Genomic DNA, 17,639 nt, shown 5'->3' with positions numbered 1-17,639 from the left:
ACCTCTGCCAGGCTATTTTCAAGGTGCACGGGCTAAGCGACCGGAGGAGCTGCTCCGTCTGGTCCAGCGACGAGCAAGCACCTCTTTACTACCCCAATGCCGCCACGTTGGATGCCGATGACGTACCGATCCAACTTGCAGAAATAACCAGACTGAGATCTGTTCTTGCCGCCAGCTTTTCGGTCAAGGATGGGTTCTGCCGTCTGGATCTCCGACCGCTCGGGTTCAGCCAACTCTTCGAAGCAAGCTGGATCTGGATGGACCTAAGTCGTCCAACGACGACCCCCTCCGGTTGGGAACGCGTTCGGGACGCAGCCAGCTTGGAGATGTGGGAACTTGCCTGGACGGGTGGCGCAGGTCGCTCCAGCGGCCGTCTCTTTCCGACTGCAGTTCTGGCCGACCCCGCCATCGCCATCCTTGGCCGACGGACGGCCGACGGCTTCACCGCCGGCTGCATAGCCAATAGATCCGAGCTCGTGATCGGGTTGTCAAATGTCTTTGCCACGGATGGCAATCCGACCTATCGAGACGCTGTGCGAGCCGCAGCCAATACGTTTGCTGAAAGTCGCGCGCTAGTCGGGTATGAACGCGGCGGCGGGCTGGATGACGCACTGACCTGCGGCTTTCAGACCACCGGCACGCTGCGCGTCTGGATACGGGACAGCCAAGGCAAAGAGGAACGAAGTGGCAAAGCCTCTTCTCTACGGCGCCCACTACAGCGTCTATGTCCGCATCGCGCGAATGGCGCTGGAGGAAAAGGGCGTCGATTACGAGCTCGTCCCTCTCGACATCTTCGCGGCCGAAGGCATTCCGCCCTGGTATCTGGAGCATCATCCGTTCGCCCGCATTCCGGCCTTCGAGCATGACGGTTTTCGGCTCTTCGAGACCGGTGCGATTGCACGCTACATCGACGAGGCCTTCGCCGGTCCGGCCCTGCAGCCCAGCGATACGCGCTGTCGGGCGCGGATGAACCAGATCATCGGCATGCTCGATGCCTACGCTTACCGGGCCATGGTCTGGAATGTCGCCGTCGAGCGGCTGGAAAAGGCGCCGCCGGACGAAGCCTTGATCGCGCGGGGGATTTCGCAGGCGGAGACGGTGCTGCGGACGCTTGTTTCATTGAGCACCCCGGGCCCCTGGCTGCTCGGCGATCAGTTGACCCTGGCCGATCTGCACGCGGCGTCGATTATCGGCTATTTCCTCAAGGTCGCCGAAGGGCGAAAGCTGCTTGCGCGGTTTCCAGAAATCCGGGATTGGTATGGACGCGTTGCCGTTCGCCCGAGCTTTGCGCGAACCGAGAAAGCCGCCTGATTCGAGTGAACGTCCTCGATGCCGGCGTGCCCCTCATTGCCCTGCCGGGCATTTCTCCCCGTAAACGGGCCTAAATGAGGAGAAAGAGGCTGGGCGCGACGCCGGCGATTGGCGAAAATCGCGGTGACAGCGCCCTTCTCCCCGTTCGACGGGGAGAAGATGGCGGCTGCCAGATGAGGGGCAGCGCTACCCTCGGAGAAGGTGGAACTGGCTTAAATTGAAGCCCTGTAGCTGGCTTACGCGGCTTCGAGCGCCGCCTTTACCGCCGCGATGGCGTCGTCCGCCTTGGAGGCGTCGGGGCCGCCGGCTTGCGCCATATCAGGGCGCCCGCCGCCGCCCTGCCCGCCAAGCGCGGCGGACGCAACACGGACGAGATCGACAGCGCTGAAGCGGCCGGTCAAGTCGTCGGTGACGCCGACCACCACGCTCGCCTTGTTGTCCTCGCCGGCGCCGATAAAGACGACCACGCCGGAGCCCAGCGTCTTCTTGCCGGCATCCGCAAGCGGCTTCAGGTCCTTCGGCGCGACACCGCTGACCGCTTTGCCGAGGAAGCCGACACCCGCAACCGTCTCGTTGGTGGCCGGAGCATCGGCAACGGCCGCGCCGCCGCCAAGGGCCAGTTTCTTGCGCGCCTCGGTGAGCTCTTTCTCGAGTTTCTTGCGCTCCTCGAGCAAAGTCTCGACACGCGCCGGAACGTCGGCCGGCGAGATCCTCAAGGTCGCCGCGGCTGCCTTCAGGCGCTTGTCCTGCTCGTCGAGATGCTTGCGCGCCGCCTCGCCGGTCAGCGCCTCGATGCGGCGCACGCCGGCGGCGACCGCGCTGTCCGACAGGATCCGCACAAGGCCGATATCGCCGGTCGACCTGACATGCGTGCCGCCGCAGAGCTCGACCGAATAGGGACGGTTGGCCTTGGCGCCGTGCAGGCCGGTGCCCATCGAAACGACGCGCACCTCGTCGCCGTATTTCTCGCCGAACAGCGCCATCGCGCCCTCGGCAATAGCATCGTCCACCGACATCAGCCGCGTCGTCACCGGACTGTTCTGCACGACGATCTCGTTGGCCATGCGCTCGACATCCTCGAGCTCCTCGGCCGAGATCGGCTTGTTGTGCGAGATGTCGAAGCGGAGGCGATCAGGCGCGACCAGCGAACCCTTCTGCGCGACATGGGTGCCCAGCACCTCACGCAGCGCCTCGTGGACGAGATGCGTCGCGGAGTGATTGGCGCGCAGCTTCGAACGGCGCGCGTGATCGACCTTTAGCTCCACGGCAGCGCCGGTCTTGATCGTACCGCGCGTCACCTTGCCCAAATGCACGAAAAGCCCGTCGGCCTTCTTTTGCGTGTCGGTGACCTCGATCGAGAAGCCGTCGCCGGAAATCATGCCGGTATCGCCCATCTGGCCACCGGATTCGCCATAGAACGGCGTCTGGTTGACGACGACGGCAACCGCGTCGCCCTGCCCGGCGCTGTCGACGATCTTGCCATCCTTGACCAGGGCTTGGATCAGGCCTTCCGCCTCTTCCGTCTCGTAACCGAGGAAATCGGTGGCGCCGGTCTGCTCGCGCACCGGGAACCAGACCGTCTCGGTCGCCGCTTCGCCCGACCCCGCCCAGTGCGCGCGCGCTTCCGCCTTCTGCCGCTCCATCGCAGCGGTGAAGCCGGCAAGATCGACCGAGATGTCGCGTTGGCGCAGCGCATCCTGCGTCAGGTCGAGCGGGAAGCCATAGGTGTCGTAGAGCTTGAAGGCCGTCTCGCCATCCAGCATGTCGCCGGCGTGCAGCTGTTCCGTCGCCTCCGAAAGCAGGCCGAGACCGCGGACCAGCGTCTTGCGGAAGCGCGTCTCCTCGAGCTTCAGCGTCTCGGTGATCAGCGCTTCGCCACGCACCAGTTCCGGATAGGCCTGGCCCATCTCGCGCACCAGCGCCGGCACCAGCTTCCACATCAGCGGCTCCTTGGCGCCGAGCAGTTGCGCATGGCGCATGGCACGACGCATGATGCGACGCAGCACATAGCCGCGGCCTTCATTGGAGGGCAGCACGCCGTCGGCCACCAGGAAGGATGACGAGCGCAAATGATCCGCGATCACGCGGAAGGATGCTGCGTTCTCCTGGTTGTGACCGTGCCCGAGCGCCGAGCATGCCGCATCGATCAAATGCCGGAACAGGTCGGTCTCAAAGACGCTCTCCACTCCCTGAAGGATCGAAGCCATGCGCTCCAGGCCCATGCCGGTGTCGATCGACGGGCGCGGCAGGTCGATGCGCTCTTCTTTCGTCACCTGCTCATATTGCATGAACACCAGGTTCCAGAATTCGAGGAACCGGTCGCCGTCCTCCTCCGGGCTGCCGGGCGGACCGCCCCAGATATGCTCGCCGCGATCGATGAATATCTCCGAGCACGGACCGCAGGGACCGGTGTCGCCCATCGCCCAGAAATTGTCAGAGGTCGGGATGCGGATGATGCGATCGTCCGAGAAGCCGGCGATCTTCTTCCAGTAACCGGCCGCCTCGTCGTCGGTGTGATAGACGGTGACCAGAAGCTTGTCCTTCGGCAGGCCGAATTCCTTGGTGATCAGGTTCCAGGCAAGCTCGATCGCGCGCTCCTTGAAATAATCGCCGAACGAGAAATTGCCGAGCATCTCGAAGAAGGTGAGATGGCGCGCGGTGTAGCCGACATTGTCGAGATCGTTGTGCTTGCCGCCGGCGCGCACGCTCTTCTGCGCGGTCGCGGCGCGCGAATAGGACCGCTTCTCCAGGCCGGTGAACACGTTCTTGAACTGCACCATGCCGGCGTTGGTGAACATCAGCGTCGGATCGTTGCGCGGCACCAGCGGGCTGGAGGCGACGATCTCATGACCCTCCTTGCGGAAGTAGTCGAGGAATGTCGACCGGATCTCGTTCACGCCACTCATGGATACTGCCTTTTCGCGAAAACCGCCGGCCAGGCCGGCGGCAAATGGGCTTTCGTGTGTCAGAAGATAGATTGGCCTTTTAGCCGTAGCTCTTGACCCTGTCCAGAAACACGGAAGCAAGGCCAATCCTCCGGCTGGGCGGCCTGTGCCCTCGCCCCCAAACGCAAACCGCCGGCACGAAGGCCGGCGGTTCGAACGCAGTACTAGGGAACTCGATTACATCAGCTTTAGATAATGGATCCGGATTATGGCCGAACTCCGGCAGTGCCTACATCGCGCCAGCCTCGTCCTCGAAGCTGTCGTCACCACCGCCTTCGGAGCCGCCGTTCTCGAGGAATTTTTCGGCGATCAGCCCGGCATTCTGCCTCAGCGCCAGCTCGATCTCGCGCGCCGTGTCCGGATTGTCGCGCAGGAAAAGCTTGGCGTTCTCACGGCCCTGACCGAGACGCTGCGAATTGTAGGAGAACCAGGCGCCCGACTTCTCGACCACGCCGGCCTTGACCCCGAGATCGACGAGCTCGCCGGTCTTCGACACGCCCTCGCCATACATGATGTCGAACTCGACCACCTTGAAGGGCGGAGCCAGCTTGTTCTTCACCACCTTGACGCGGGTCTGGTTGCCGACCACTTCGTCGCGATCCTTGACCGAGCCGATGCGGCGGATGTCGAGGCGCACCGAGGCGTAGAATTTCAGCGCGTTGCCGCCGGTCGTGGTTTCCGGCGAGCCGAACATGACGCCGATCTTCATACGGATCTGGTTGATGAAGATGACCATGGTGTTGGAGCGCGAGATCGATGCGGTCAGCTTGCGCAGCGCCTGGCTCATCAGGCGGGCCTGCAGGCCGGGCAGCGCATCGCCCATCTCGCCCTCGATTTCGGCGCGCGGCGTCAGTGCCGCCACCGAATCGACCACCAGAACGTCGATGGCGCCGGAGCGCACCAGCGTGTCGCAGATCTCCAGCGCCTGCTCACCCGTGTCGGGCTGCGAGATCAGGAGGTTTTCGAGGTCTACGCCGAGCTTGCGGGCATAGACCGGATCGAGCGCGTGCTCGGCATCGACGAAGGCGCAGATACCGCCCTTCTTCTGGGCTTCCGCAACCGTGTGCAGCGCCAGCGTCGTCTTGCCCGAGCTTTCCGGCCCGTAGATTTCGATGATGCGGCCGCGCGGCAGCCCGCCGACGCCGAGCGCGATGTCGAGCCCGAGCGATCCCGTCGGCACGGTTTCGATCTCGACCACCTGCTCATTGGCGCCGAGCCGCATGATCGAGCCCTTGCCGAAAGCGCGCTCGATTTGCGACAGTGCCGCATCCAGAGCCTTTGATTTGTCCACTGCCTTATCCTCTACAAGCCGCAAACTATTCTGAGCCATGATACATCACCCCTTGGTCGTCAATGAAGGCCGGACAATCCGTGATCCCTGCCAGTTTGTACCTTTTTTGTTCTCATCTGGCAAGAGGCAGCAAATGACTGGAAAACAAACAGTATCTGGATTTGTTCTATTTTTGTCTCACTAGAGATGGCGTGAACCAGTGCTGCTGATCCAAGCGAGATCTCGTTATCCGGACGGCCCGAATCGCGACCCGATTGCGGGGCGATGCGCGGAAACCTAGTGTGCGCACGCAAACAATCAACGAGGTCACCTCCGCGGCATGCCGACATCCCCAAACATCCTGGCGCTGGGCGGCGCCCATATCGACCGGCGCGGCCAGGTCTCGGGCCCTTACGTGCCCGCCGCATCCAATCCCGGCATCATGCGCGAGGATGTCGGCGGCGGCGTCTTCAACGCGCTGCGCAGCATTGTGAAGCGCGGCGTCTCGGCCTCGCTGCTTTCGGTGCGCGGCGGCGATGCGGCGGGTGAGGCGGTCGCATCGGCGATCAACGAGGCCGGCATCGCCGACCTTTCGGCGGTGTTCCTCGACCGCACGACGCCGAGCTACACTGCGCTGATCGACAGCGAGGGGGAGCTGATCGTCGGCTTTGCCGATATGGGCCTTTACGACCTCGCCTTCCCCAAGCAGATCCGCCGCGCCAAGGTGCGCGAGGCGATCGCCGAGGCAGACGCGATCCTCTGCGACGCGAACCTGCCGACGGCGGCCCTCGAGCGCCTGGTTGCGCAAGCCGGCGACAAGCCGGTTTTCGCCATCGCCATCTCGCCAGCCAAGGTGGTGCGGCTAGCGCCGCTGCTCGGCAATCTTTCGCTGCTGTTCATGAACCGCCGAGAGGCGGCGGCGCTGGCTGGTGCGGATATCTCCGGCCGCGATCTTGTCGGGGAACTCAGGCGACTGGGCTTGACGGCAGGCGTGATCACGGCCGGCAGTGCTCCGGTGCTCGGCTTCGACCAATCGGGCGTCTTCGCCATCGACCCGCCCGCCCCGCGACGAGTTGCCGACGTGACCGGCGCCGGCGACGCCCTGACCGGAGCCACGGTTGCCGCGCTGCTGCGCGGGCTCCCTTTGCGGAGGGCACTGCGCGAAGGTGTTGCCGCAGCGATGCTCGCCATTGAGAGCGCCGAGGCGGTACCGTCTTTCACCGCCGGCAGTTTTGGCCAGGCGCTTGCCCTTGTGCACGAGGCGCGGGTGGTGGCATAGGGCCACAAACTATCTTGCCGGAGTTTTCTCCGGAGTGGAGAACGGACATGACGCCCGAAACCGCCCGCCCCTTCATCGACATTCATCCGCCAGTGGCGGAGGCGCTTGCCGCCGGGCGGCCTGTGGTGGCGCTGGAAAGCACCATCATTACCCACGGCATGCCATACCCCGACAATGGCGCGATGGCCGCCAAGGTCGAGCAGATCATCGCCGAGGGCGGCGCCGTGCCGGCGACGATCGCCGTGGTCGATGGCCGCATCAAGATTGGCCTGTCCGATGGCGAGCGCGAATCGCTTGCCATGACCGGCGACGCCATGAAGCTGTCGCGTGCCGATATCGGCTTTGCCGTCGCCCAAAAGCGCACCGGCGGCACCACCGTGGCCGCCACCATGATCGCCGCGCACATGGCCGGCATAAAGGTCTTCGCCACCGGCGGCATCGGCGGGGTGCACAAGGGCGCCGAAAAGAGTTTTGACATCTCGGCCGACCTCGACGAGCTGGCGCGCACGCCGGTCGTCGTCGTCTCGGCCGGCGCCAAGGCGATCCTCGACATCGAAAAGACGCTGGAAGTGCTGGAGACGCGCGGCGTGCCCGTTATCGGCCACGGCTGCGAGACAATGCCGGCCTTCTGGTCCAGGCAATCGCCCTTCCGTGCGCCGCTGACGCTGCATGCGCCTGAAGACATCGCGCATTTCTGCCGCACGCGGCAGGCGCTGGGCTTGGGCGGCGGCATTCTGGTCGCCAACCCGGTGCCGCAGAACGACGAGATCCCGGCAGCCGAGATGGACGGCTACATCCAGGCCGCGCAAAAGGCGGCCGAAGCGCAGAACATCACCGGCAAAGCCGTGACGCCGTTCCTCCTGTCGAAGATCTTGGAGCTCACCGGCGGCCGCAGCCTCAAGACCAACATCGCGCTGGTCGAGAACAATGCACGGCTGGCGGCGGAGATAGCGAAGGCGCTGTAGGCCTTATCTGCCCGCGCGCCGCCCCGCTTCATAAGCGCGCCGCGCCCAGACCGCCATTTCGTCGGGATCGTCGAAGGCGCTGTCGGGAACGCTCCAATAGGGCATCGCCACCTCCTTGCCGTGCCGCGAGCCCGTATAGGTCCACTGGCTGCAGCCGGCGGCCTCGAATTCGGGGATCGTCTCCTCGTCGGCCTTCAGCATCAGTTCGCCGCGCACCACGACCGCGACGATGACGCCGTCGCAATAGATGCCCTTGCCGCCGAACAGTTTTCGGATGCTGATCGGCCCCAGGCTCTCGAACAATTCTTCGAGGCGGTCATTGTCCATGCCGCAAGCATCTCATCCGGCGTGGGCCTTGTCATCGCAGCAACCAACAGCATGCTGACAGGTTGAGACATGAAATGGAGTTTCGCGCCATGCCTGTCCTGCTCAAAGGCTCCTGCCGCTGCGGCGCCGTCCGCTTCGAGGTGGAAAGTCACACGCCCGTGCCGTTCATGCTCTGCTACTGCTCGATCTGCCGCAAGCAGCAGGGCGGCGGCGGTTTTGCCATCAATCTCGGCGCCGACAACGAAACGCTCAAGGTCACCGGCAAGCCCAATCTCGGCGTCTACCGCGCTGAGATCGAGGACGACGAGCATCCGCACTGCGAGGTCTCGACCGGCGAGCGCAATTTCTGCAAGAAATGCGGCGCCGCGCTCTGGCTCTACGACCCGACTTGGCCGGACCTCGTCCACCCCTTCGCCTCGGCGATCGACAGCGACCTGCCGAAGCCGCCGGAAAAGGTGCATCTGATGCTGAAATACAAGGCGAGCTGGGTCGAGCCGGCGATCGGCAGGAACGACAAGGTGTTCGAGCTCTATCCCGAAGAATCGATCGCCGACTGGCACAAGCGCACCGGCTTGTGGGTGGACTAAGCCTGCATCTAAGAGCGATGGGTTAGCGCAACCCAGCGCTCGATCTGCCTCACATCCACCCCTTCGCGCTGCGCGGCGACCAAGGGGTGGTCTGCATCATGCAGAAAGACCCTGGGACGCAGATTGCCGGGCTGAAACACAACATTGGCATGCAGGTGCATCGAGCTCGGATATTCAGGAATGTCGTGCATCAGATACCCGAAGCAGAGCTCGTCCTCATATTGGCCGCTATCAAACCCGGCTCGATAGACATTCCAGATTCTTTCCGAGACGGACATCCAAACACCGAAACAGAACTCTTCGGACAACTGAGGTACGGGCAAGGGCAGCAGGCAACGAATGAAGCGGTCTGTTTGCCCCGTGGCGTAGCTCACCACGCAAAAATCGTCGTTCTTGCGGAAAGTCGACCGAGCTACCTCGTCAAGCGCGTCTGGATTCACCGGTGCGCCAAAGGCTATATCGGTGGGAAGTCCGGTGAACTCCTGGTCACAGCAGGCACATCGCCAGCGATATGCCTCGGCGCTCACCTAAGCAGCGCTTGAAGCGCGCGCCTCCGCCAGCGCCTTGAGATCGGCCGGCTTCAGCTCGACGGATTCGCCGCAGCCGCAGGCCGAGCTCTGGTTCGGGTTCCTGAAGGTGAAGCCGGTTCGCAGCGTCGTCTGCTCGAAATCCATCTCGGTTCCGAGCAGGAAAAGCGCCGCTTCCGGCGCGACATAGACGTGCGCGCCGTCGCGCTCGATATGATCGTCCTTGGGGTTCGGCTCGGTGACCAGATCGACCGTGTATTCCATCCCGGCGCAGCCGCCCTTCTTGATGCCAAGACGGATCCCATGCGCGTTGTCGCGCGTAGCGACGATCTCACGCACGCGATCCGCGGCCTTGTCGGTCATCGTGATGACGGCGAAGCGTCCCATGTCATTCTCCACGTTCGCGCGGGTTCAAGGCCCGCGGAATGAGTCTGCCTTTAAGATGGTGAAGTTTCACCTTTGCTGCAAGCCAGCCAACCTTAGTGGGGTCGCTGGCTAGTACCATCCAACCGCGACCTGCGCCTCTTCCGACATCCGGTCGGGTGTCCACGGCGGGTCGAACACCATGTTGACCTCGACGCCCGAAACCCCCTCCACGGCGCCGACGGCGTTCTCGACCCAGCCCGGCATCTCGCCGGCCACCGGGCAGCCCGGCGCGGTCAGCGTCATGTCGATCTTGACCGTCCGGTCGTCCTCGATGTCGATCCTGTAGACGAGGCCGAGCTCGTAGATGTCAGCCGGGATTTCCGGATCGTAGACCGTCTTCAGCGCCGAGACGATATCGTCGGTCAGCCGCGCCAACTCGTCGGCCGGGATCGCCGAGGCTGAGACGAGGCCGTTACCGGCCGTTTCCGGCGCGGTCTCTGCGGTGGTGCTCGCATCTTCCATGGTCGTCACCCGAAGAACTTTCGCGCCTTTTCCAGCGCATCGGCCAAAGCGTCGACTTCGGCCCTGGTGTTATACATGCCGAACGATGCCCTGCATGTGGAGGTTACGCCGAAGCGTTTCAACAGCGGCTGGGCGCAATGCGTGCCGGCGCGGACCGCGACGCCTTGCCTGTCGATAAGCATCGACACGTCATGGGCGTGGATGCCCTGCAATTCGAACGAGATGATGGCGCCCTTGCCGGGCGCGTCGCCGAAGATGCGCAGCGAATTGATGGTGCGCAGCCGCTCGTGCGCGTAATTCTTGAGGTCCGCCTCATGCGCCGCGATGCGCTCGCGGCCGACCTTTTCCATATATTCGAGCGCGGCGCCCAGCCCGATCGCCTGCACGATCGGCGGCGTGCCGGCCTCGAAACGGTGCGGCGGCTCGTTGTAGGTGACGATGTCTTCCGTCACCTCCTCGATCATCTCGCCGCCACCCATGAAGGGCCGCATCGCTTCCAGCATGTGCTTCTTGCCGTAGAGCACGCCGATGCCGGACGGACCGTAAACCTTGTGGCCGGTGAAGACGAAGAAGTCGCAATCGAGGTCCTGCACGTCGATCGGCATATGCACGGCGCTCTGGCTGCCGTCGACGAGCACGGGAATGCCACGCGAATGCGCGATGCGCACGATCTCCTTGATCGGCGTCACCGTGCCCAGCGCGTTCGACATATGGGTGATGGCGACGAGTTTTGTGCGGTTCGTCAGCCGCTTCTCGAATTCCTCGATATGGAAGGCGCCGAGATCGTCGACCGGCACCCAGACAAGCTTCGCGCCCTGCCGCTCGCGGATGAAATGCCAGGGCACGATGTTGGAGTGGTGCTCCATGATCGAGAGCACGATCTCGTCGCCCTCGCCGATCCTCGGCATGCCGTAGCCATAGGCGACCGTGTTGATCGCCGAGGTGGTGTTGGAGGTGAAGACGATGTTGTCGGTGCTCGGCGCATTGAGGAAGCGGCGTACCGTCTCGCGTGCTTTCTCATAAGCATCGGTCGCGGCATTCGACAGAAAATGCAGGCCGCGATGGACATTGGCGTAGTCCTGCGAATAGGCGTGCTGGATCGTGTCGAGCACCACCTGCGGCTTCTGCGCCGAGGCGCCGTTGTCGAGATAGACCAGCGGCTTGCCGTAGACCTGCCGCGACAGGATCGGGAAGTCGCGGCGGATCGCCTCGACGTCGTAGGGAGCGGTTTCGATCTTCTGGTCCATCACAAGGTCTTTCGAGGCTTCGCCTCACTTCGTCCAGCAACCCTCATCCGTCTTGGCGCTCCGCGCCAATCCACCTTCTCCCAAGTAGGAGAAGGGGAAAGCGCTACCCGTGCGTCGAAAACCAGGCGTCGAGCCGCGCTTCGAGCGCATCGACGAGCGCGTCGTCGTCCAGTTCCTCGATCACTTGCGCGACGAAAGCCTTCACCAGAAGGCCGCGCGCCGCTTTCTCGTCAATGCCGCGCGCCATCAGATAGAACAGATGGTTGTGGTCGATCTCGGTGACCGTCGCGCCGTGACCGCAAACGACGTCGTCGGCGAAGATTTCCAGCTCCGGCTTGGTCGAGAACTCACCCTCGTCCGACAGGAGCAGCGTGTTGCACGCCATCTTGGCGTTGGTCTTCTGCGCGTATTGGTGGACGTTGATTCGACCCTGGAAGACACCCCGCGCCTTGCCGGTCACAACGTTGCGGATCACTTCGGTAGAGGCCGTGTGCGGCACGGCGTGGTCGAGCACCATGGTGGTGTCGGTGTGCGTGTCGCCGGCCAGAAGGTTGATGCCGCGCAGCTTGAAATCGGCGCCCTCGCCAGTCGTCCTGACCACGACTTCCTGGCGCACCAACTTGCCGCCGGCGTTCATCACGAACAGCGTCAGCTTCGCGTCCTTCCCAATATGCGCCTTGAACTGAGCAAGGTGCGTCGCCGTGTCCGGCTGTTCTTGCACGACCAGCCAGGTCACCTCGGCGCCGTCGCCGACCACGAGCTGGCTGACCGAGCTGACGAGCGCGGCTTCGCCGCCCTCTCCCGCTTGACGCTCGACGATGATTGCCTTGGCGCCGGCACCGACACGTGCCAGGAGCCGCACATGCGTCTGGCCGCCGGCCTGGAGGTTCTGCAGCTCGATCGGCTTTTCCAGCTCGGTGCCGTCGGCGATGTCGACGAAATAGCCGTCGGCGACGAAGGCCGTGTTCAGCGCGCCGATTGCGTCATCGGCGCCATAGCGATCGAGCCCCGGCGCGATACTGCCGTCGGTGAGCTTCTCCGACAGGCGCTGCACCGTGACGCCTTCGATCTCGGGAGCCTTGGCGCTCGAAACGCCGTTCAGCACCGGCAGAACGGCCGAACCGTCGAGGACCGGATCGAGCGCCTTTGCGATGTCCCCGGCCTCGAAGACCGGCACCGAGGTCAGCAGCCGGCGCAGGTCCGTATAGTGCCAGGATTCGACGCGGCGCGTCGGCAGGCCGTGCTTGATCGCTTCGATCGCGTCGTCGCGCTTGACCATCACCGCGCCGTCGCCGGGCAGCAGCGATAGCCGCTCGCCGAAGGCGTCGATCAGCGCCGTTTCGGCCAATGTCCGCTGGGGCTGTGCGTGCATGTTCATTGCTCTTGCCTCACTTGGCCCCATCTCACGCGGCTTGCCCGATCACGCCGGCATAGCCGTTGGTCTCGAGGTCGAGCGCCAGCGACTTGTCGCCCGACTTGATGACCTGGCCCTTGTAGAGCACGTGCACGCTGTCCGGCACGATGTGCTCGAGCAGGCGCTGGTAATGGGTGATGACGACGATCGCGCGCTCCGGCGAGCGCAGCGCGTTGACGCCATCGGCGACGATCTTGAGGGCGTCGATGTCGAGGCCTGAATCGGTCTCGTCGAGCACGCAGAGCTTCGGCTCGAGCAGCTTCATCTGCAGGATCTCGGCGCGCTTCTTCTCGCCGCCGGAGAAGCCGACATTGAGCGGCCGCTTCAGCATGTTCATGTCCATGTTGAGCGAGGCGGCGGCGTCCTTCACGCGCTTCAGGAATTCCGGAACCTTCAGGGGCTCCTCGCCGCGCGCTTTGCGCTGCTCGTTCATGGCGACTTTCAGGAATTCCATGGTCGCCACGCCCGGTATCTCCATCGGATACTGGAAGGCGAGGAAGATGCCGGCGGTGGCACGTTCGGCCGGATCCATTTCGAGGATCGACTGGCCGTTGTAGAGGATGTCGCCTTCGGTGACCTCGTAGTCCTCGCGGCCGGCGAGGATGTAGGACAGCGTCGACTTGCCCGAACCGTTCGGGCCCATGATGGCGGCGACCTCGCCGGCTTTGACCGTCAGGTTCAGGCCACGGATGATCTCCGTGCCGTCCTCGACGATGCGGGCATGCAAATTCTTGATCTCAAGCATTATCTTCTACTTTCGTGTTCTTGTTGTCCTCGACGCCGGGTCCTTGACGAGATTTCCCCAGAAGAGCGCCCGCAAGATCGCCAGTAACGATCATCCAGCCAAAAAAACCTACCGCGCCTAGGGTCGCAATCGAACCACCAACATTCCTTACCGAACTCAAGCCAAATATCGCGCCTATTAAAGCCACCACGGCACCTCCAATAGCCAGCGTCAACAAGAGCATCAGAACGATGACTATCAAACTCTGGATACGCTCGAAGAATTTCCAGGAGCGCCGTTCCATTTAGTCAGCCCACGCTGCCTTCCAGCGAGATCCCGATCAGCTTCTGCGCCTCGACGGCGAACTCCATCGGCAGCTGTTGGATGACGTCCTTGACAAAGCCGTTGACGATCAGCGCGATCGCCTCTTCCTCGGGAATGCCGCGCTGCATCACGTAGAACTTCTGGTCCTCGGATATCTTCGACGTCGTCGCCTCGTGCTCGAACTTCGCCGTCGCGTTCTTGGCTTCCATGTAGGGCACGGTGTGCGCGCCGCACTGGTCGCCGATCAGCAGCGAATCGCAGTTGGTGAAGTTGCGGGCGTTGGTCGCCTTGCGGTGCGCCGAGACCTGGCCGCGATAGGTGTTCTGCGAGAAGCCGGCGGCAATACCCTTGGAGATGATGCGGCTCGACGTGTTCTTGCCGAGATGGATCATCTTGGTGCCGCTGTCGACCTGCTGATAGCCGTTCGACACCGCGATCGAATAGAACTCGCCGCTGGAATCGTCGCCGCGCAGAATGCAGCTCGGATATTTCCAGGTGATCGCCGAGCCGGTCTCGACCTGCGTCCACGAAATCTTCGAACGATGGCCGCGGCAGTCGCCGCGCTTGGTGACGAAATTATAGATGCCGCCCTTGCCCTCGGCGTCGCCGGGATACCAGTTCTGCACCGTCGAATATTTGATCTCGGCATCGTCGAGCGCGATCAGCTCGACCACCGCGGCATGCAGCTGGTTCTCGTCGCGCTGGGGAGCCGTGCAGCCTTCGAGATAGGAGACATAGGCCCCCTCCTCGGCGATGATCAGCGTGCGCTCGAACTGGCCGGTATTCTTCTCATTGATGCGGAAATAGGTCGACAGCTCCATCGGGCAGCGCACGCCCTTCGGCACGAAGACGAAGGAGCCGTCGGTGAACACGGCCGAGTTCAGCGTGGCGTAGAAATTGTCGGAAGTGGGCACGACCGAGCCCAGATATTTCTGCACCAGCTCCGGATGCTCGCGGATCGCTTCCGAGATCGAGCAGAAGATAACGCCGGCCTGAGCCAGCTCCTTCTTGAAGGTGGTGACGACCGAGACGGAATCGAACACGGCGTCGACCGCGACGCGGCCGGACTTGTAGACGTTGTCGTTGGCCTCCTCCAGCTCCGAAGCGTCGGTCTTCTGCACGCCGGCGAGGATCTCCTGCTCCTTCAAAGGAATGCCAAGCTTCTCGTAGACCTTGAGCAATTCGGGATCGACCTCGTCCAGCGACTTCGGTCCCGGCGTGCTCTTCGGCGCCGCGTAGTAGTGGATGTCCTGGAAATCGATCTTCGGATAGTGGACGCGCGCCCAGGTCGGCTCTTCCAGCGTCAGCCAGCGCCTATAGGCGCCCAGACGCCATTCTAGCATCCAGTCTGGCTCGCCCTTCTTCTCGGAGATCAAGCGAATGATGTCTTCGCTCAGGCCCTTGGGGGCCTTATCCATCTCGATCTCTGTCCGGAATCCGTATTTATACTGGTCGACGTCGATCTTTCGGACTCGATCGATCGTCTCCTGCACAGCAGGCATAAGCGTTCTCCATCCACGCCGGGGTCAAGGCCCGGCAGTTTTCAAACTATGGCACCGCAGAAACGCGCCCCAGGAAGGACTCGGCTGCGGAGTAAGCTCCATATAGTGCGTTCTGGCCGGAAATTCACCCGTCCAGACGAAACGCACGGCTCTACCAGGCCGGATGGCCTGAATTCGTTTTTCGAGCACCGGATTTCAAGAGCCGCCGGGGATCTCTTGTCCGATGCCTCGCCGCCGTCAGGCAGCCTTTTCTTTTCCACCCCGACGCGCGGCTATGCCCGCCAGAGCCGCCCGGAACGCCTCGATCTCCTCGGCGCCGGTAGCGCGGCCAATCGAGACGCGCAATGCGCCAAGACTCTCGCCGTGGCCCATCGCCTTCAGCACATGGCTTGGCCCGACTTTCCCCGACGAACAGGCGGAACCGGCCGACAGCGCAACACCGGCGAGATCGAAGGCGATCTGCGCGGTCTCGGCCTTGACGCCGGGAATAGCGAAGAATGTCGTATTGGCAAGCCTTGGCGCTGCCGCTCCAAAGATTTCCGTATCAGGGACGAGCTCCCGGACGATGGCTTCGACCTTGTCGCGACGGCGCGCGACCGCTTCCATGTCTTCCAGGCCGGCGAGTGCTGCCCGCGCCGCGGCACCAAAACCGGCCATGCCGGGAAGATTCTCCGTGCCGGCGCGATGGCCCTTTTCCTGGCCGCCGCCATTGATCAGCGGCTTCGGCATCATCAGATCGGCCCGGGCGACGATGGCGCCGACGCCCTTCGGGCCGCCGATCTTGTGCGAGGAAAGGATCAGATAATCGGCATAACCGGCTGACATGTCGATCGGAATCCGTCCTGCCGCCTGCACGGCATCGACGACCAGCACGCCGCCCGCTTCCTTGACGATCTCGGCGATGCGTCCGATCGGCTGGATCACCCCCGTCTCGTTGTTGGCGGCATGGATCGCCACCAGCGGCAGGCCGGCAGCCTTGTCATGCGCGGAGAGCGCCGCAGTCAGCGCCTCGAGATCGGCAATGCCGTCTCGATCGACGCCGATCCTCGTCACCTGCGGCGCCGAGAACCGCCCGCCATTCAGAATGCAGGGATGATCGGCGGCCGAGACATAGAGGTGGCTGATGCGGACAGAGCCGCGCCCCATCTGCCAGTCGGGAGCAAGCATCGTCGATGCGGCCTCCGTCGCGCCGGAGGTGAACACGACGTGCTCGGGCCTGGCATTGACCAGTCTTGCCACGTCACGCCTGGCATCCTCGATCAGCCGCCGCGCCGCGCGGCCCTCGCTGTGAACCGACGACGGATTGGCGGCATCGAGCGCCGCGACCATCGCCGACCGCGCCTCTGCAATGAGAGGTGCGCTGGCGTTGTAGTCGAGATAGGCGCGAGTTGCGGCCATTTTCCTTCAGTCGATCCTGTCAGCAGCCATTCCGCGAGGACGGCGCGTTATTTCCTTGAAATTGCAAGGCGAGCCGTCCTATTTACCCGGCTTGCGGCGCGGGCGGCCGAGAAAATGCGTTTTCGGCACCCAGTTTTGAACAATTCTAAACTAGCTTCTAGGAAGACGCTTGCCCGGCGTCAAGGCCACAGAATGGGCCAAAGGAAGAGTCCGGGCCCGCGCCTTCGTATGCCACGTGGAGTATTTTATGCCTGAGGTCATTTTCGCCGGTCCGGCTGGTCGCCTGGAGGGCCGTTACCAGCCTTCGAAGGAAAAGAGCGCGCCGATCGCCATCGTGCTGCATCCGCACCCGCAATTCGGCGGCACGATGAACAACAAGATCGTCTATGACCTCTTCTACATGTTCCAGAAGCGCGATTTCACCACGCTTCGCTTCAATTTCCGCGGCATCGGCCGCAGCCAGGGCGAGTTCGACCACGGTACCGGCGAATTGTCGGACGCGGCCGCTGCGCTCGACTGGGTGCAGTCGCTGCATCCGGATTCCAAGAGCTGCTGGGTCGCGGGCTATTCGTTCGGCTCATGGATCGGCATGCAGCTGCTCATGCGCCGGCCCGAGATCGAGGGCTTCATCTCGGTCGCCCCGCAGCCCAACACCTACGATTTTTCGTTCCTGGCACCCTGCCCGTCGTCCGGCCTCATCATCCATGGCGATGCCGATAAGGTGGCGCCGCCCAAGGACGTCCAGACGCTGGTCGACAAGCTGCACACGCAAAAGGGCATAACCATCACGCAGAAGACTATCTCCGGCGCCAACCATTTCTTCGCCAACCACGCTGAACTGCTGATCGACGAATGCGCCGATTACCTCGACCGGCGTCTGGCCGGCGAGCTCGCCGATCCACGGCCGAAGCGGCTGAGGTAGATTTCGGGC

General features: G+C 63.3%; 17 protein-coding genes. 5 read left to right on the top strand and 12 right to left on the bottom strand.

What is annotated here, in order from left to right:
* Window positions 1-684 precede the first annotated feature (684 nt).
* Complete coding sequence (locus tag CK215_RS02350) at window positions 685-1,311, top strand: glutathione S-transferase family protein (RefSeq protein WP_066995117.1); 627 nt, start codon at window positions 685-687, stop codon at window positions 1,309-1,311.
* 236 nt (window positions 1,312-1,547) lie between these two features.
* Here CK215_RS02350 and alaS read toward each other — a convergent pair whose 3' ends face one another.
* Window positions 1,548-4,217: an alanine--tRNA ligase gene (gene alaS / locus CK215_RS02345; protein ID WP_095829966.1), complete on the bottom strand. Its 2,670-nt coding sequence runs from the start codon at window positions 4,215-4,217 to the stop codon at window positions 1,548-1,550.
* Window positions 4,218-4,485: 268 nt separating this feature from the next.
* Window positions 4,486-5,586 (bottom strand): recombinase RecA, encoded by a 1,101-nt coding sequence (gene recA, locus CK215_RS02340; protein WP_067328293.1) that lies wholly within the window; start codon window positions 5,584-5,586, stop codon window positions 4,486-4,488.
* A gap of 280 nt (window positions 5,587-5,866) precedes the next feature.
* Between recA and CK215_RS02335 the strand changes: the two genes are divergently transcribed.
* A complete protein-coding gene (locus CK215_RS02335; protein WP_095829965.1) occupies window positions 5,867-6,805 on the top strand; it encodes a carbohydrate kinase family protein in 939 nt (312 codons plus the stop codon).
* Window positions 6,806-6,852: 47 nt separating this feature from the next.
* Window positions 6,853-7,770: a pseudouridine-5'-phosphate glycosidase gene (locus CK215_RS02330; protein WP_095829964.1), complete on the top strand. Its 918-nt coding sequence runs from the start codon at window positions 6,853-6,855 to the stop codon at window positions 7,768-7,770.
* 3 nt (window positions 7,771-7,773) lie between these two features.
* Here the strand turns inward: CK215_RS02330 and CK215_RS02325 are convergent, their stop codons facing one another.
* On the bottom strand, window positions 7,774-8,097 hold the full coding sequence (locus tag CK215_RS02325) for a TfoX/Sxy family protein (protein WP_066995104.1): 324 nt from the start codon (window positions 8,095-8,097) through the stop codon (window positions 7,774-7,776).
* An 89-nt stretch (window positions 8,098-8,186) separates the two neighbouring features.
* On the opposite strand from CK215_RS02325, the gene CK215_RS02320 reads away from it, so the two are divergent.
* Window positions 8,187-8,684 carry a GFA family protein gene (locus tag CK215_RS02320; protein WP_066995302.1) on the top strand — a complete coding sequence of 166 codons (498 nt, stop codon included), beginning with the start codon at window positions 8,187-8,189 and terminating at the stop codon, window positions 8,682-8,684.
* 8 nt (window positions 8,685-8,692) lie between these two features.
* On the opposite strand, the gene CK215_RS02315 is transcribed toward CK215_RS02320, so the two are convergent.
* The 9 genes from CK215_RS02315 to CK215_RS02275 form a co-directional block, all read right to left on the bottom strand.
* Window positions 8,693-9,211 carry a DUF2199 domain-containing protein gene (locus CK215_RS02315; RefSeq protein ID WP_095829963.1) on the bottom strand — a complete coding sequence of 173 codons (519 nt, stop codon included), beginning with the start codon at window positions 9,209-9,211 and terminating at the stop codon, window positions 8,693-8,695.
* Entirely contained in the window at window positions 9,212-9,598 is a 387-nt protein-coding gene (sufA, locus tag CK215_RS02310; RefSeq protein WP_066995098.1) for a Fe-S cluster assembly scaffold SufA, read from the bottom strand.
* Window positions 9,599-9,706: 108 nt separating this feature from the next.
* Window positions 9,707-10,099, bottom strand: a complete 393-nt coding sequence (locus tag CK215_RS02305; protein ID WP_066995299.1) for an SUF system Fe-S cluster assembly protein — start codon at window positions 10,097-10,099, stop codon at window positions 9,707-9,709.
* A 5-nt stretch (window positions 10,100-10,104) separates the two neighbouring features.
* On the bottom strand, window positions 10,105-11,346 hold the full coding sequence (locus CK215_RS02300) for a cysteine desulfurase (RefSeq protein WP_095829962.1): 1,242 nt from the start codon (window positions 11,344-11,346) through the stop codon (window positions 10,105-10,107).
* Window positions 11,347-11,449: 103 nt separating this feature from the next.
* A complete protein-coding gene (sufD, locus tag CK215_RS02295) occupies window positions 11,450-12,724 on the bottom strand; it encodes a Fe-S cluster assembly protein SufD (RefSeq protein WP_095829961.1) in 1,275 nt (424 codons plus the stop codon).
* 25 nt (window positions 12,725-12,749) lie between these two features.
* Window positions 12,750-13,505: a Fe-S cluster assembly ATPase SufC gene (gene sufC / locus CK215_RS02290; RefSeq protein ID WP_066995090.1), complete on the bottom strand. Its 756-nt coding sequence runs from the start codon at window positions 13,503-13,505 to the stop codon at window positions 12,750-12,752.
* Window positions 13,498-13,788 (bottom strand): hypothetical protein, encoded by a 291-nt coding sequence (locus tag CK215_RS02285; protein WP_095829960.1) that lies wholly within the window; start codon window positions 13,786-13,788, stop codon window positions 13,498-13,500. The genes sufC and CK215_RS02285 overlap by 8 nt, the downstream gene beginning before the upstream one ends.
* Before the next feature lie 4 nt (window positions 13,789-13,792).
* A complete protein-coding gene (gene sufB, locus CK215_RS02280) occupies window positions 13,793-15,310 on the bottom strand; it encodes a Fe-S cluster assembly protein SufB (protein ID WP_095829959.1) in 1,518 nt (505 codons plus the stop codon).
* Between the two features lie 237 nt (window positions 15,311-15,547).
* On the bottom strand, window positions 15,548-16,708 hold the full coding sequence (locus tag CK215_RS02275) for a cysteine desulfurase family protein (protein ID WP_095779590.1): 1,161 nt from the start codon (window positions 16,706-16,708) through the stop codon (window positions 15,548-15,550).
* 247 nt (window positions 16,709-16,955) lie between these two features.
* On the opposite strand from CK215_RS02275, the gene CK215_RS02270 reads away from it, so the two are divergent.
* Window positions 16,956-17,630 carry an alpha/beta hydrolase gene (locus CK215_RS02270; RefSeq protein ID WP_066995082.1) on the top strand — a complete coding sequence of 225 codons (675 nt, stop codon included), beginning with the start codon at window positions 16,956-16,958 and terminating at the stop codon, window positions 17,628-17,630.
* Window positions 17,631-17,639: the final 9 nt, after the last annotated feature.

The organism is Mesorhizobium sp. WSM3864, from assembly GCF_002294955.1.
In the GTDB taxonomy this organism is placed as follows: domain Bacteria; phylum Pseudomonadota; class Alphaproteobacteria; order Rhizobiales; family Rhizobiaceae; genus Mesorhizobium.
The sequence above is the reverse complement of the archived record's forward strand: the minus strand, read 5'-3'. Positions and strand labels throughout refer to the sequence as shown.